Annotated in this window: 13 protein-coding genes, 3 tRNA genes and 1 rRNA gene; 16 read left to right on the forward strand and 1 reads right to left on the reverse strand. The window is 40.9% G+C overall.

Annotated elements, in window-relative coordinates; all coding sequences use genetic code 11:
* The 15 genes from T543_RS07195 to dnaB form a co-directional block, all read left to right on the forward strand.
* Positions 1-294, forward strand: a 23S ribosomal RNA gene (locus tag T543_RS07195); the annotation flags it as partial.
* 85 nt (positions 295-379) lie between these two features.
* A tRNA-Asn gene (locus T543_RS07200) sits at positions 380-452 on the forward strand.
* Positions 453-508: 56 nt separating this feature from the next.
* Positions 509-580, forward strand: a tRNA-Glu gene (locus T543_RS07205).
* Positions 581-595: 15 nt separating this feature from the next.
* Positions 596-666, forward strand: a tRNA-Cys gene (locus T543_RS07210).
* Positions 667-778: 112 nt separating this feature from the next.
* Positions 779-1,360 (forward strand): nitroreductase family protein, encoded by a 582-nt coding sequence (locus T543_RS07215; protein WP_035767248.1) that lies wholly within the window; start codon positions 779-781, stop codon positions 1,358-1,360.
* A 13-nt stretch (positions 1,361-1,373) separates the two neighbouring features.
* Positions 1,374-2,276 carry a S1 RNA-binding domain-containing protein gene (locus T543_RS07220; RefSeq protein ID WP_035767249.1) on the forward strand — a complete coding sequence of 301 codons (903 nt, stop codon included), beginning with the start codon at positions 1,374-1,376 and terminating at the stop codon, positions 2,274-2,276.
* A 49-nt stretch (positions 2,277-2,325) separates the two neighbouring features.
* Positions 2,326-3,042, forward strand: a complete 717-nt coding sequence (locus tag T543_RS07225; RefSeq protein WP_035767250.1) for an NAD-dependent protein deacylase — start codon at positions 2,326-2,328, stop codon at positions 3,040-3,042.
* A 153-nt stretch (positions 3,043-3,195) separates the two neighbouring features.
* Positions 3,196-3,486 (forward strand): 30S ribosomal protein S6, encoded by a 291-nt coding sequence (gene rpsF, locus T543_RS07230; protein WP_035767251.1) that lies wholly within the window; start codon positions 3,196-3,198, stop codon positions 3,484-3,486.
* A 20-nt stretch (positions 3,487-3,506) separates the two neighbouring features.
* Entirely contained in the window at positions 3,507-3,962 is a 456-nt protein-coding gene (locus T543_RS07235; RefSeq protein ID WP_035767252.1) for a single-stranded DNA-binding protein, read from the forward strand.
* 58 nt (positions 3,963-4,020) lie between these two features.
* Complete coding sequence (gene rpsR / locus T543_RS07240; protein WP_035767254.1) at positions 4,021-4,284, forward strand: 30S ribosomal protein S18; 264 nt, start codon at positions 4,021-4,023, stop codon at positions 4,282-4,284.
* Between the two features lie 202 nt (positions 4,285-4,486).
* Positions 4,487-5,542, forward strand: a complete 1,056-nt coding sequence (locus tag T543_RS07245) for an FIST N-terminal domain-containing protein (RefSeq protein ID WP_035767256.1) — start codon at positions 4,487-4,489, stop codon at positions 5,540-5,542.
* Positions 5,543-5,555: 13 nt separating this feature from the next.
* The gene (locus tag T543_RS07250; protein WP_035767258.1) at positions 5,556-6,521 is read left to right on the forward strand and encodes a methyl-accepting chemotaxis protein; all 966 of its coding nucleotides are present in this window, start codon (positions 5,556-5,558) and stop codon (positions 6,519-6,521) included.
* A 120-nt stretch (positions 6,522-6,641) separates the two neighbouring features.
* Complete coding sequence (locus tag T543_RS07255; protein WP_035767260.1) at positions 6,642-8,693, forward strand: DHH family phosphoesterase; 2,052 nt, start codon at positions 6,642-6,644, stop codon at positions 8,691-8,693.
* Between the two features lie 24 nt (positions 8,694-8,717).
* The gene (gene rplI, locus T543_RS07260; RefSeq protein ID WP_035767262.1) at positions 8,718-9,164 is read left to right on the forward strand and encodes a 50S ribosomal protein L9; all 447 of its coding nucleotides are present in this window, start codon (positions 8,718-8,720) and stop codon (positions 9,162-9,164) included.
* A 2-nt stretch (positions 9,165-9,166) separates the two neighbouring features.
* The gene (dnaB, locus tag T543_RS07265; protein ID WP_035767263.1) at positions 9,167-10,522 is read left to right on the forward strand and encodes a replicative DNA helicase; all 1,356 of its coding nucleotides are present in this window, start codon (positions 9,167-9,169) and stop codon (positions 10,520-10,522) included.
* 71 nt (positions 10,523-10,593) lie between these two features.
* On the opposite strand, the gene T543_RS07270 is transcribed toward dnaB, so the two are convergent.
* A complete protein-coding gene (locus tag T543_RS07270) occupies positions 10,594-10,764 on the reverse strand; it encodes a DUF362 domain-containing protein (RefSeq protein WP_026496855.1) in 171 nt (56 codons plus the stop codon).
* Positions 10,765-11,173: 409 nt separating this feature from the next.
* Here T543_RS07270 and nifJ point away from each other — a divergent pair, with 409 nt between their 5' ends.
* Positions 11,174-14,704, forward strand: a complete 3,531-nt coding sequence (nifJ, locus tag T543_RS07275) for a pyruvate:ferredoxin (flavodoxin) oxidoreductase (protein ID WP_035767265.1) — start codon at positions 11,174-11,176, stop codon at positions 14,702-14,704.
* Positions 14,705-14,803: the final 99 nt, after the last annotated feature.

A 14,803-nucleotide genomic window follows, 5' to 3' on the forward strand; every position in this document is an offset into this window, starting at 1 on the left:
TCGGTCCCTATCCGGCGCGGGCGTAGGATATCTGAGAGGAGCTGTCCTTAGTACGAGAGGACCGGGATGGACGGACCGCTGGTGTATCAGCTGCATCGCCAGATGCATAAGGCTGGGTAGCCAAGTCCGGAAGGGATAAACGCTGAAGGCATCTAAGCGTGAAGCCCCCCTCAAGATGAGATATCCCTGCTTCGGCAGTAAGACCCCTTAGAGACTATGAGGTAGATAGGCACAAGGTGTACGCACGGTAACGTGTTCAGCTGATGTGTACTAATAGGTCGAGGGCTTGTCCAAGAAGGACATAGAACGAAGAAGGATCTGAGATGTATTCAGTGTTCGGTTTTGAAGGTACGTTATAACACGTTTATCGTGCTTTTATTCCTCAATAGCTCAGTCGGTAGAGCATTCGGCTGTTAACCGAAGTGTCGTAGGTTCGAGTCCTACTTGGGGAGCTGATTGTACGGAGACCTTGATACAATCGATAACTGTCTGTTATACAGATATATATGGCTCCGTGGTCAAGTGGTTAAGACATCGCCCTTTCACGGCGGTAACACGAGTTCGAGCCTCGTCGGAGTCATTTCTAAAAGAGTATGGTGACTTAGCCAAGTGGTAAGGCGTGGGACTGCAACTCCCTGATCGTCGGTTCAAATCCGTCAGTCACCTTTGAAATTAAGTCTTAAATGTTGATTAACAACATTTAAGGCTTTTTTGTTGTACATAAAGCTTTTTTATCGGTGTATAATTTACATTAGGTAAAATATAGGAGGAGGGAACTATGCTTAAAGATTTGGTATTAGCAAACAGAAGTTATCGTGGATTTGATGAAAGCTATACTTTTTCAAAAGAAGATATGGAAGAGTTCATTGAGATAGCAAGACTATGTCCGTCTGCTGCAAATCTTCAGCCTTTAAAGTACTACATTTGTTACGAACAAGACAGGGTAGAACAAATATTAAACTGTACAAAATGGGCAGCTGCGTTACCTGAGCTATGTCTTCCAAGAGAAGGACATCATCCTACTGCATTTATTGTTATTTGTCAGGATTGCTCCATAAGCAGTAATCTTAATTCTTCTCAGAAAGACGTAGGAATTGCGGCGCAGTCGATACTGCTTAGAGCAGCAGAAGATGGCCTAGGTGGTCTTATGATAGGCAATTTTGACTCGGATGCTTTAAAGACAGTATTGGGGTTGTCAGATCAGTTTGAAATTCAGTTGGTCATTGCGCTTGGTAAACCGGATGAAACTATTAAAATAGTTGATGTTAAAAACGATGGATCAACTAAGTACTATAGGGATAAAGATGATGTTCATTATGTTCCTAAGAGATTATTAAAGAATATAATTATAAATAATTAAGGGGGATTTAACCATGGAATCAATGGAAGATTTCAAAGACGAGATTGAAAGATCATTTAGAAAGATTAAGGAAGGAGATATACTTACAGGCACTGTAGTAGGCATAGAGGATACTTATGTACTTTTGGATATCGGAAGCTATACGCAGGGAATAATAAAAGCGGAAGATTTAAGTGAGGATCCAAAATTCTCTATCAGAACAGATGTTAATGTAGGAGATGAGATTTCAGCAACTGTTATAGCAACAGATGATGGAAATGGTAACATTTTACTTTCTAAAAGAGAGGCAACGAAGGTATTATCTTGGGATAAACTTAAAGCCCTTAAGGAAAGTGCCAAGAACGTTACTGTTACTATAAGTGAAGCTGTAAAGGGTGGTGTAGTAACATATCTTGAGGGAATTCGCGCTTTTATACCTGCTTCAAAGCTTTCTCTTAATTATATTGAAGAGGATGCGTTAGGCGATTTTGTAGGAAAAAAATTAGATGTAAGAGTTATTACTGCTGATGAAAAGGATCAGAAGCTTGTGCTGTCAGCTAAAGAAATTTTAAGAGAAAAGGCTGATGAGGAAAGAGCTCAGAAAATATCAAACGTTGAGGTTGGATTGGTAACAGAAGGAGTTGTAGAAAGTATCCAGGATTATGGTGCATTTATAAATCTTGGAAATGGACTTACGGGACTTGTTCATATTTCTCAGATTTCCAATCAGAGAATAGCTCATCCAAGTGCAGTTTTGAAGGTAGGAGAAAAGGTTAAGGTAAAAGTAATCGCAATAAAAGACGGAAAGCTCAGCCTTAGTATGAAAGCCCTTCAAGATATTGCTGCTACAGAGATTACAGAGGAAAAAATTGAATTTGAGAGTGAAGGAGAAGCTACAACATCTCTGGCTGCGCTATTAAAGAAAGCAGGTTTTTAATAATAAAATATACACTGATAACAGAAACTGAACAAGAGAGGTTACAGTTATGGATGAAGCTATCAGAGAACTAAAGAAAATTGTGGATGAAACTGATAATATAGTATTTTTCGGCGGTGCAGGTGTATCTACAGAGAGTGGAGTTCCTGATTTTAGAAGTGAGGATGGTCTTTATCACCAGCATTATAAATATCCTCCGGAGCAGATGCTTAGCCATACTTTTTACAAAAAAATGCCGGAAGAGTTTTTCAGATTCTATAAGGATAAGCTTTTGGTTAAAGGAATAAAGCCTAACAAGGCCCATAAAAAACTTGCCGAGTGGGAGCAGGAGGGAAAACTTAAGGCGGTAATAACACAAAATATTGATGGATTGCATCAGGCTGCCGGAAGTAAGGAAGTGCTGGAACTTCATGGAAGTGTTCATAGAAACTATTGTGAGAAATGTGGAAAGTTCTATGACTTTGATTTCATGGCAGATTGTGAAGGCATTCCTACCTGCGAATGTGGTGGAAGAATTAAACCTGATGTAGTCTTATATGAAGAAGGCCTGGACATGGACATTATGAGAAAAGCAGTAGATTATATTGCTTCAGCAGACGTTCTAATTATCGGAGGAACATCACTTGTTGTCTATCCTGCAGCGGGACTTATAGATTATTACCGTGGAAATAAACTGATTTTGATAAATAAGTCCGCAACAACAAGAGATAGTCAGGCAGATTTGGTTATTCAAGGATCAATTGGGGAAGTCCTTGATCAGCTGTAAGAAAAAGAAGCGAAAATATCAGTATATTCAGAATACTCTGATGAGGAAATGGCTTGCACTTATCTCCACTTTGTGATAAAGTATATCTCTGTGATAAATTCCTTGCTACCAAACTGATATTGGTGGCCAGAGACCAAAAGGAGGTAAGAAAGCATGACAAAATATGAATTAGCCGTTATTGTTAACGCAAAGATCGAAGACGACGCTAGAGCAGCAGCTATTGATAAGTGCAAGGCTTTGATCGAAAGATTTGGCGGACAGATCACAGATGTTGATGAATGGGGCAAGAAGAAGCTTGCTTATGAAATCAACAAGATGAATGAAGGCTTCTACTATTTCATTCACTTCAACGCTGAGACAACTGCTCCTGCTGAGATCGAGAAGCGTGTTCGTATCGTCGATGGCGTCATTCGTTATCTGATCGTTAAGACTGACGAGGCGTAAGAAAAAGAGGACGAAAAGATATGAATAAAGTTATACTTATGGGACGATTAACAAGGGATCCCGATGTTAGATATTCTCAGGGAGAGAATTCAATGGCAATTGCAAGATATTCACTTGCAGTTGACAGAAGATTTAATAGAAATAATCAGGACGGACAGACAGCAGATTTTATAAACTGTGTTGCATTTGGACGTGCAGGTGAATTTGCAGAGAAATATCTTAAGAAGGGCACCAAGATTGCCGTCACAGGACGTATCCAGACAGGTAGTTATACCAATAAGGATGGTCAGAAAGTATACACAACAGATGTAGTAGTAGAGGAGCAGGAGTTTGCTGAAAGTAAGAATGCAAACGGAGGAAGCAGCTTCTCTGGAAACACATCAGCTCCGGCTTTTGAAGCTCCAAGCAATCAGAATCCCGGAGATGGATTTATCAATATTCCTGACGGAATAGATGAAGAGCTTCCATTTAATTAATTGATTTTAGATGCCCTATAGGGCATTGCCTACTGATAATTGATAAGGAGGTACCACAATGGCTTTCAATAAGTCTGATAGAACCGATTCTCCTGTAAGAAGAAAAGGTGGTATGCACAGAAGAAAGAAAGTTTGCGTATTCTGTGGAAAAGACAATGTGATTGATTACAAGGATACAGCAAAGCTTAAGAAGTTCGTTTCTGAGAGTGGAAAGATCCTTCCCAGACGTATCACAGGTAACTGTGCAAAGCACCAGAGAGAGCTCACAGTAGCTATCAAGCGTGCTAGACATCTTGCACTTATGCCTTACGTAGCTGAGTAATCGCAGAATAAATAAGCTTTATAAAAGGCACTTTTTAGAAGTAATTCTAAGAAGTGCCTTTTTGCATGCAAAGCAAGTGGTTGTTTATTAAAATTTAATACAATATTTAATGAAATATAGTAAATAGCCCGATTATTAGCGCCATATAAATGCTAAAATATATATGGCGCTAATTTTGTGTTTTCTTTTTAAGGAGGTTTATATGAAAACCTTTTATGGTAAAAGTAATTCAGGAAATCTGTCAGAAGCTGTTAGTGGATTGTCTTCGCCCAAGCTCATCATAATGATGAGTACCGATAAAACTTTTGAAAAGGACGTGGAAGAGCTTGAAAAGCTGTATCCCGGTGTGCCCAGCATCGGTTGTATTGCTATGGGATATGATACAAGCGTAGTTGAAAAAGGTATTGCGATCACTGCATTTTTGGATGGCGTAAACGTGAAAACCGGAGCTCTTGAAGAGGTATCAAAGACCCCGGCGAGATACATAGACAGGATCAGGGAAGACATTGAGGCAGTAAGACCGGGAAAGGAGAACACAGTAATAATTGATTTTTGCGCGGGAAATGATGCCGCTGTACTTACCACTTTGAGCGGACTTGTGGATAAATATAATCTCCAGGTCATGGGCGCTACGGGAGATGGTGGAAGAGTTTCTGTAAACGGAAAAGTATATGAAGACGGAATGGCTTATGCTGTTGTTAAAAACGAAGGCGGAAAGGTTAAGACATATAAGGAAAACCTTTATGCACCAAGAGACAACGTACAGCTTATCGCATCAAAGACGGATAAGAGCAAATATTATCTTGGAGAACTTAACGGCAAGCCTGCAAAGCAGATGTATATTCAACTTACAGGTGCACCGGAAAATGATGTTGTAAACCAAACCTTCAAAAATCCTTTTGGCAAAATGATGGGTGATGATGTATGCATTGTTTCGCTTAAGGATGTTTCAGGCTCCGGTCTTATCCTCTACAGACAGATAAATGACTCGGATATACTTACAATACTTGAGATGCGCGATATGTCTGAGGTGGCTCAGACAACAATAAACAATATCAGAAATGATTTTTCGAAAGTATCTGCTATTTTCTCAGTTAACTGCATTTTCCGATATCTTGTTTTTGAGGAAAACGGCGGACTTTCGAATTACTTAAATAAAATAGGATCCCTCGGTTTTTCCTGTGGCCTTGTAGGGTTCGGCGAACACTATAATACTCAGTTTGTTAACCAGACTATGACATGTGTTGTATTCGAATAAGGGGGATAATAAAATGTTAGAATTTTTTGGAAGAAAAAAAGTAGATGAAACAAGTGCTGTAAATGAAGCTGCTTTGGCTAAGAAGAAAGAAGATGAAAAAGAAAAGGCTGATTCTTTGGTGTACATTGCAGATTCTATCAAGGATTTCCAGAAGCAGCTTGTATCAAACGAAGTAAATTCTCTTACAGAGATTCATGATATGGGCGAAGCGATTTCTGATGTAATTGACAGCAATAATGCTCTCCGCAATAAAATGGATCTGTTTAATGAGAAATTTGCGGAGGTCAACAACAGCGCTTCAAAATTCGAAGATGTTAAGGTAAATATTCTTAACAGCGTTCAGACAGCACAGGGAAAGGTTTCCGAGCTTGAGACGAGCTCAAATGAGGTTAGAGAGAGCTTTGATGAGATGGCTCAGGGATTTGAGAACTTCAAGCAGGCTGTTGAGCAAATATCTGATTATATGAAAAAGATTATCAGTATCGCATCACAGACAAACCTTCTTGCACTCAATGCTTCAATAGAAGCAGCAAGAGCCGGTGAAGCAGGAAAAGGCTTTGCGGTTGTTGCAACAGAAGTCAGAGAGCTTGCTGATGAAATAAAGGCGATGATCGATCAGGTAAATGCTTCTATAGCAAATGCCGGAGAAGAGAGCGACAAGCTGTCTGTCAGCATGGAAAATTCAATTGCTGCCATGGACAGAAGCCTTTCTGAAGTTCATGAAACAAACCAGACCTTTGAAGATATTATAAGCAGTGCTAACGGCGCAAATGATGTTCAAAAAGAAATATCTGACACAGCTGAGGATGCTTCTGATGAACTTAGATCAATCAGCGCCAGCTTTGATGATATCAATAGAAAATATGATGTTCTTGTAAACCAGCTTGATAAGGTTAATTCGCTTGGAACAACAAAGAGTAGCGTATTTGAACATATTGATAATCTGGTTTCACAGATTGAGCCTATTGTTAAGAAGTGAGTTTAATCATAAACCTAAAGTGCATGAAGTGTGGTGCTATCCTTTTTGTTCTTTTGTTATGACTTTTGTGTTATCATGGATGTTATAAGTAGGTAGTTATCGCCTAAGGAGTGAAAAGGAATGCCAAAGACTAGAATCAAGCTGAAGGGTAAACTTAAGACCTTTCTCAGAATTTTTACATACCTGGGTATTTTATTGCTTGGCGTAATGATCGCGGTTTTCACCGTTAGCTTTACTGCAGGGCTTGTTGTGGCTGCTTTTACGGCATTATATTTTATGGCCGTGATCTATCTGGATTTTTACAACAAACCCATTATCATGAACGAGCTTGTTAGTTTTGCGACGGAGTATGGACAGATTCAGAGGAGACTATTAAGAGAACTTGATCTTCCGCACGCACTTTTGGATGATACAGGGAAAATTATCTGGACCAATATTGCTTTCGAAAGAGTTATCCATCAGGATAAGGGATTCAGAAAGCATATTTCTGCTGTTTTTCCGACAGTAACACCTGATAAATTTCCGGTAGGTGATGAAGAAACGCACCAGGATATTACATACGAAGAAGGTGCGTATGTACTTCGAATGAAAAGAATCTCTCTTGATGAGATGGCTATGAACAGCGATATCATCGACGCAGAGAGTTATGAAGGTTATCTTATAGCAGTTTATCTTTTTGATGAAACTGCTCTTCGCCTTGCAATCAACGAGGTGGATTCCCAGTCTCTTGCAGCAGGTCTTATTTATATTGATAACTATGATGAGGCGCTTGAAAGCGTTGAAGAAGTCAGAAGATCTCTGCTGACAGCTTTGATTGACAGAAAGATCAACAAATACATAGCCTCTTGTGACGGTATTGCCAAGAAGATCGAGAAGGATAAGTATTTTATCGTAATGCCCAAGAAATCGGCACAGTCACTAAAGGAAGTAAGATTCGATATTCTGGAGGATGTAAAGACCGTAAATATCGGAAATGAGATGGCGGTTACTCTCAGTATAGGTATTGGTGTTGACGGACTTTCCTATGCCCAGAACTACGAATTTGCACGAAATGCGATCGATCTTGCTCTTGGACGAGGCGGCGATCAGGCAGTAGTAAAAACTCCTGAAGAGATCAGTTACTTTGGCGGAAAGAGCCAGAAGGTAGAGAAGAGTACAAGAGTTAAAGCCAGAGTAAAAGCTCATGCCCTTAAGGAAATCATTAACGGAAAAGATACCGTTATTGTCATGGGACACAGGTTGGGAGATGTAGACAGCTTTGGTTCATCGGTTGGTATTTACAGAATTGCCAAGACTTTGGACAGAAAATGTCATATTGTACTTAATGACGTGACAAATTCCATGAGACCGCTTGTTGATCTGTTTATAGACAATCCTGATTATGACAATGACATGATAATAACCAATCAGCAGGCAATAGATATGGCAGGAAACAATGCGGTTCTTGTCGTTGTGGATGTTAATAAGCCGAGCATAACTGAATGTCCCGAGCTTTTAAAATTCTGCAAATCAATAGTGGTTCTTGATCATCACAGACAAGGAACTGAAGTTATAGAAAATGCGACACTTTCGTATGTAGAACCTTATGCATCTAGTGCCTGCGAGATGGTTTCCGAGATACTTCAGTACATTGATGAAACAGTTAAGATAAAGCCCGAAGAAGCCGACAGCATGTATTCGGGAATTATGGTTGACACCAATAATTTCATGAATAAGACCGGTGTCAGAACATTTGAGGCAGCAGCTTTCCTTAGAAGAAACGGAGCTGATGTCACAAGAGTAAGAAAGCTTTTCAGAGAAGATGCGCTTGAATATAAAGCAAAGGCCGATGCAGTAAGTCAGGCAGAAATATACAGAGGAGCCTATGCAATATCAGTATGTGAAAGCGATGATCTTCAAAGCCCTACAGTTACTGCTGCACAGGCAGCAAATGAGCTTCTGAACATAAAGGGAGTGAGGGCGAGCTTTACATGTACGCTTTATCAAAATCTTGTATATGTAAGCGCCAGATCGATAGATGAAGTAAATGTACAGATAATAATGGAGAGACTTGGCGGAGGCGGACACATAAGCTCTGCAGGATGCCAGTTCGAGGGAGTATCAGTCGATGAAGCTATTTCGATGATAAAGAATCAGCTCGATACAATGATAGAGTCCGGAGAACTCTCCTGAATATACAGTTAAGGAGGAACAGGTATGGAAGTAATACTTTTGGAAGATGTTAAGAGCCTTGGTAAAAAAGGCGATGTGGTTAAGGTAAGTGATGGTTATGCATCTAATTTTATTTTACCTAAAAAGCTTGGAGTAGAAGCTAACAAAGCTAATCTTAACAATTTGAAAAATCAGAAAAAGCGTGATGAAAAAGAAGCACAGGAGCTTCTTGAGAGCATGCAGGAATTCGCAAAAGAGATAGAAAAAGTTACTGTAAGAGTGACAATGAAGGCAGGCGAGGGCGGAAGAGTGTTTGGCTCTGTTTCTTCAAAGGAAATAGCTACAGAGGCTAAGAAACAGTTCAATATAACACTTGATAAAAAGAAGATCCAGCTTCCTGAACCCATCAGAACATTTGGAACAACTGAGATCCCTGTAAAGCTTCATCCTCAGGTAACAGCTACACTTAAGGTTGCAGTTACGGAGGCCTGAATATGCCTGAAGATAATTTATTGCAGCGGCAGATTCCCAACAGCCTTGAAGCCGAACAGTCAGTAGTTGGAGCAATGATCATAGATAAAGATGCCATACAGGTGGCATCCGAAATCTTATCGGATGAGGATTTCTACAACAGGCAGCTCGGAATGCTTTTCAAAGCAATGGTAGAGCTTCATCAGGATGGAAGTCCTGTTGACGGAGTCACACTGCAGAACAAACTAAAAGAGAATAATGCGCCGCCTCAGGTTTATGATATGAACTATATTCTGGGGATGGCTAGCGCTGTACCAACTTCGGCAAATGTAAAATACTATGCGGAGATTGTTGCTGAAAAAAGTAAGCTTAGAGAACTGATACATTCCTGCGAGAATATCATAAATACATGTTATCAGGATAATACCGAGATCGAAGCGCTCATGAATGACACTGAGAAGGAGATTTTCAGGATAACCCAGCTGAAAAACAGCGGTGAATTCGTACCGATCAGTGAAGTTGTAATGAATGCGCTCAATAAGATTGAAATGGCTAGCAAATTGCAGGGTTCCGTAACAGGACTTGCTACCGGATTTACCGACCTTGACTACAGAACAGCAGGTTTTCAGCCATCTGATCTCATACTTATTGCGGCCAGACCTTCTATGGGTAAGACGGCATTTGTTCTTAATATAGCCCAGTACATGGCATTCCATCAGGATAAGACCGTTGCTATTTTTTCACTGGAAATGTCAAAGGAACAGCTTGTAAACAGACTTATGTCAATGGAATCACATGTTGACTCTCAGCACATAAGAACCGGTAACATGACAGATATGGACTGGGAAAACCTTATCGAAAGTGCAGATCTTATCGGACGAAGTCATTTGATAATTGATGATACGCCGGGTATATCGATACAGGAACTTCAGTCAAAATGCAGAAAATACAAACTTGAGCATAACCTTCATATCATCATGATCGATTACCTTCAGCTCATGAGTGGTAGCGGAAAGAGGTCTTCAGAGTCGAGGCAGCAGGAGGTATCAGAGATATCCAGATCGCTTAAAGCTCTTGCCCGTGAACTTAATGTTCCTGTTGTTGCATTGTCTCAGCTGTCTCGTGCAGTTGAGCAAAGACCGGATCACAGACCTATGATGTCTGACCTTAGAGAATCAGGCGCAATTGAGCAGGATGCCGACATGGTAATGTTCATCTACAGAGATGATTACTATAACAAGGATACTGACAGAAAAGGTGTCTCTGAAATAATAATAGCCAAGCAGAGAAATGGTCCCATAGGAACAGTAGAGCTTGCATGGCTTCCTGAATACACTAAATTTGCGAACCTTGAACAGTCGCATAGAAATTATGATTGATCCATGAATTAAAGAGCATAATAAAAGGCTTCCCAATACGGGAAGCCTTTTTATCATACAACTAAAAAATATTAGCCCTGAGAAATAGCTGATACAGGGCACTGAGCTGCGCATGAACCGCAATCGATACATGTATCGGGATCGATGTTGAACTGTGTGTCACCCTGAGAAATAGCTGATACAGGGCACTGACCTGCGCATGATCCGCAGCTGATGCAAGAATCGCTTATAACGTATGCCATATTAAAAATCTCCTTCCTGAATTAAAAGTTTGTGACGCCAAATAAAAAATGGTATTTGCCGTTACCATCACAGCATCACCTACTACAGTCATTATAATAATATAATTATATTTGTTTCGCAAGGAGTTTAACGATAACTTTTATCCATAATAACGGAATTTATAAAAGATTTATTAAATTTATTTTTTGATTATTATAAAGAGAAAAATTCTTAATGATAAAACTGTGAAAAGCCTTGCTATCGTTGACACTGTGAGTTCACAATGATAGAATTTAAGTTGCGCGAAGTGCGCGATTGACAGGTTACACTGGCTAATTAGCCTGAAAATCCACAATCTAGTAATTAAAGATATCCTGCATTTTCTTTGCATTCTTTGATTACACATTAAAAGGTAGGAGGAAATAATAAATGGCAAGAAACATGAAAACCATGGACGGTAACGAAGCCGCTGCATATGCATCATATGCATTTACAGAAGTTGCTGCCATGTACCCGATCACACCATCATCAGTAATGCCTGAGCATGTTGATGAGTGGGCAACTGCTGGCAAGAAGAACATCTTCGGCCGCACAGTACAGATCACAGAAATGCAGTCTGAGGCAGGTGCAGCAGGTGCAGTTCACGGATCACTCGTAGCAGGTGCTTTGACATCAACATACACAGCATCACAGGGTCTTCTTCTTATGATCCCTGATATTTACAAAATAGCTGGTGAGCGTCTTCCCGGTGTGTTCAATGTATCTGCTCGTTGCGTAGCATCACACGCTTTGAACATTTTCGGAGATCATTCTGATGTTTATGCATGTCGTCAGACAGGTGCAGCTATGCTCTGCAGCTCAAGTGTACAGGAGGTAATGGACCTTACACCTGTATCATATATGGCAGCTATCGAGGGCAAGCTTCCTTTCATTAATTTCTTTGATGGTTTCCGTACATCACACGAAATCCAGAAGATCGAAGTTTGGGATTATAAGGATCTCGACGAGATGGTAAATCATGAGGCAATTGATGAGTTTAAGGCTAACGCACTTAATCCTAATCACCCTCGTCAGATGGGTTCAGCTCAGAACCCTGATATATTTTTCCAGGCAAGAGAAGCTTGCAACACAGGTTATGATGAGCTTCCTGCAATTGTTCAGAAGTATATGGACAAGGTTAATGCAAAGCTTGGTACAGACTATAAGCTCTTCAACTACTATGGTGATCCTAACGCAGAAGTAGTTATCGTAGCTATGGGTTCTGTAAACGACACAATTGAAGAGACAATCGATTACCTTGAGAAGCAGGGCAAGAAGGTTGGTGTTGTAAAGGTTAGACTTTACAGACCTTTCTCAGCTAAAGCTCTTGTTGACGTTATTCCTGCAAGTGTTAAGAGAATCGAAGTTCTCGACAGAACTAAGGAGCCCGGTTCATATCGTGAGCCTCTTGCTCTTGATGTTATCGCAGCTCTTAAGGGAACAAAGTTTGAGTCAGTTCCTGTAATGTGCGGACGTTACGGTCTTGGTTCTAAGGATACAACTCCTGAACAGATCGTTGCTGTATTCAATAACACAGATAAAGAACAGTTTACAATCGGTATCAATGATGATGTAACACATCTTTCACTTGATGCAGGTGCTCCCCTTGTTACAACTCCTGAGGGAACAACAAACTGTAAGTTCTGGGGTCTTGGTGCTGACGGTACTGTTGGTGCTAACAAGAACTCAATCAAGATCATTGGTGATAACACTGATATGTATGCTCAGGCATACTTTGATTATGACTCTAAGAAGTCAGGTGGTGTTACAATGTCTCACCTTAGATTCGGTAAGACTCCTATTAAGTCAACTTACCTTATCAAGAAGGCTAACTTTGTAGCTTGCCACAATCCTTCATATATTCGCAAGTTCAACATGGTTCAGGAACTTGTTGACGGAGGTTCATTCCTTCTTAACTGCCCTTGGACAGTAGATCAGCTTGAAGCTGAGATTCCCGGACAGGTTAAGAAGTTTATGTATGATCACAAGATCAACTTCTACATCATGAATGGTTCTAAGATTGGTGTTGAAGTAGGTATGGGTCCTACAAGAATTAATACAATCCTTCAGTCTGCATTCTTCAACATCACAAAGATCATTCCTGAAGAAGATGCAATCAAATTCATGAAGGATGCTGCTCAGAAGACATACGGCCGTAAGGGTGAAGATGTCGTTAAGAAGAACTGGGCTGCTATCGATGCCGGTGCTGATCCGAAGAACCTCATCAAGGTTGAGATTCCGGAGAGCTGGAAAGATGCTAAGGATGAAGGACTTGAGTTCGCAGAAGCCAAGGGCGATCGTAAGGACGTTGTTGATTTCGTTAACAACATCCAGAGCAAGGTTAATTCTCAGGAAGGTAACACTCTTAAGGTTTCAGATCTTCTTCCTTATGTTGATGGTTCTACACCTAGTGGATCAGCTGCATTCGAGAAGAGAGGTATTGCAGTTAACGTTCCGAAGTGGGATGCTACAAAGTGCGTAGAGTGTGGTTTCTGCTCACTTGTTTGTCCTCACGCTGCAATCAGAACAGTTGCACTTACAGATGAGGAAGTTGCTAACGCTCCTGAAGGACTTCAGACAAAGGATCTCAACGGAGTTCCCGGATACAAGTTCTCAGTTGTTATCTCTGCACTTGATTGTACAGGATGCGGCTCTTGTGCTAATGTCTGCGTAGGTAATAAGGCAGGCGAGACACTTAAGATGGGCGCTATCGCTGACAACAAGGATGAGCAGAAGTACTTCGACTATGCTGTTAAGACTCCTGTTAAGACAGAAGTTGTTGAGAAGCTTAAAGAGACAACAATCAGAGGTTCACAGTTCAAGCAGCCTCTCCTTGAGTTCTCAGGCGCTTGCGCAGGTTGTGGTGAGACACCTTATGTTAAGCTTGTTACTCAGCTCTTTGGTGACAGAATGTACGTTGCTAACGCTACAGGATGTACATCAATCTGGGGTAACTCCTCACCTTCAACACCTTACACAGTAAATGCTAAGGGACAGGGTCCTGCATGGGATAACTCTCTGTTCGAAGATAACGCTGAGTTTGGTTTCGGTATGGTTCTTGCACAGAACGCACTCCGTGATGCTATTAAGGAGAAGGTAGAAGAGATCGTTGCAGCCGGCGGTTCAGCTAAGGATGCAGCTCAGAAGTATCTCGATACATTCGCAAACGGCGCTACAAACACAGCTGCTACAGAAGAGCTCGTTGCTGCACTTGCAGGTGACAACTCAGATGCTGCTAAGTATGTAGTAAAGAATAAAGATTTTGCTGCTAAGAAGTCACAGTGGATCTTCGGTGGTGACGGATGGGCATTCGATATCGGATTCGGTGGTCTCGATCACGTACTTGCTTCCGGTAAGGATGTAAACGTTCTCGTTGTTAACACTGAGGTTTACTCAAATACAGGTGGACAGTCTTCTAAGGCTACTCCTACAGGTGCTGTTGCACAGTTCGCTGCAGGCGGTAAGGAGATCAAGCAGAAGGATCTTGCTTCTATCGCTATGAGCTATGGTTATGTATACGTTGCTCAGATCGCTATGGGTGCTGATATGAACCAGACACTTAAGGCAATCGCAGAGGCTGAGGCATATCCGGGACCTTCACTTATCATCGCTTATGCTCCTTGTATCAACCAGGGTCTTAAGGCCGGCATGAACAAGGTTATGGACGAAGAGAAGAAGGCAGTTGCTACAGGATACTGGCATATGTTCAGATTCAATCCTGCTGCAGAGAAGAAGTTCTCACTCGACAGCAAGGCTCCTACAGAAGAGTATCAGGACTTCCTTGATGGTGAGGTTAGATACCTTTCACTTAAGCTTAAGAATCCTGAGAGAGCTCAGAAGCTTTATGCTAAGTCAAAGGAGAATGCTCAGGAGCGTCTTGCATACCTGAACAAACTTGTTGCTCTTTACGATAACGAATAATTCTCGATTATCTTAAGTAGTACAAAACATAAAGAAAGGTCGGTACCGAGGTACCGACCTTTTTATATACATGATAATAACAAAAATTAAAAAGCTAAG

The sequence above is a fragment of the Butyrivibrio sp. NC2002 genome, from assembly GCF_000702265.1.
Lineage (GTDB): Bacteria > Bacillota > Clostridia > Lachnospirales > Lachnospiraceae > Butyrivibrio.

Bases quoted from the DNA above. Each gene is read 5' to 3' on its own strand.
- rpsR (WP_035767254.1), top strand. From the start codon at position 4,021: ATGGCTTTCAATAAGTCTGATAGAACCGATTCTCCTGTAAGAAGAAAA.
- T543_RS07220 (WP_035767249.1), top strand. From the start codon at position 1,374: ATGGAATCAATGGAAGATTTCAAAGACGAGATTGAAAGATCATTTAGA.
- T543_RS07215 (WP_035767248.1), top strand. From the start codon at position 779: ATGCTTAAAGATTTGGTATTAGCAAACAGAAGTTATCGTGGATTTGAT.
- T543_RS07270 (WP_026496855.1), bottom strand. From the start codon at position 10,764: ATGGCATACGTTATAAGCGATTCTTGCATCAGCTGCGGATCATGCGCA.
- T543_RS07255 (WP_035767260.1), top strand. From the start codon at position 6,642: ATGCCAAAGACTAGAATCAAGCTGAAGGGTAAACTTAAGACCTTTCTC.
- rpsF (WP_035767251.1), top strand. From the start codon at position 3,196: ATGACAAAATATGAATTAGCCGTTATTGTTAACGCAAAGATCGAAGAC.
- T543_RS07225 (WP_035767250.1), top strand. From the start codon at position 2,326: ATGGATGAAGCTATCAGAGAACTAAAGAAAATTGTGGATGAAACTGAT.
- T543_RS07235 (WP_035767252.1), top strand. From the start codon at position 3,507: ATGAATAAAGTTATACTTATGGGACGATTAACAAGGGATCCCGATGTT.
- dnaB (WP_035767263.1), top strand. From the start codon at position 9,167: ATGCCTGAAGATAATTTATTGCAGCGGCAGATTCCCAACAGCCTTGAA.
- T543_RS07250 (WP_035767258.1), top strand. From the start codon at position 5,556: ATGTTAGAATTTTTTGGAAGAAAAAAAGTAGATGAAACAAGTGCTGTA.
- nifJ (WP_035767265.1), top strand. From the start codon at position 11,174: ATGGCAAGAAACATGAAAACCATGGACGGTAACGAAGCCGCTGCATAT.
- rplI (WP_035767262.1), top strand. From the start codon at position 8,718: ATGGAAGTAATACTTTTGGAAGATGTTAAGAGCCTTGGTAAAAAAGGC.
- T543_RS07245 (WP_035767256.1), top strand. From the start codon at position 4,487: ATGAAAACCTTTTATGGTAAAAGTAATTCAGGAAATCTGTCAGAAGCT.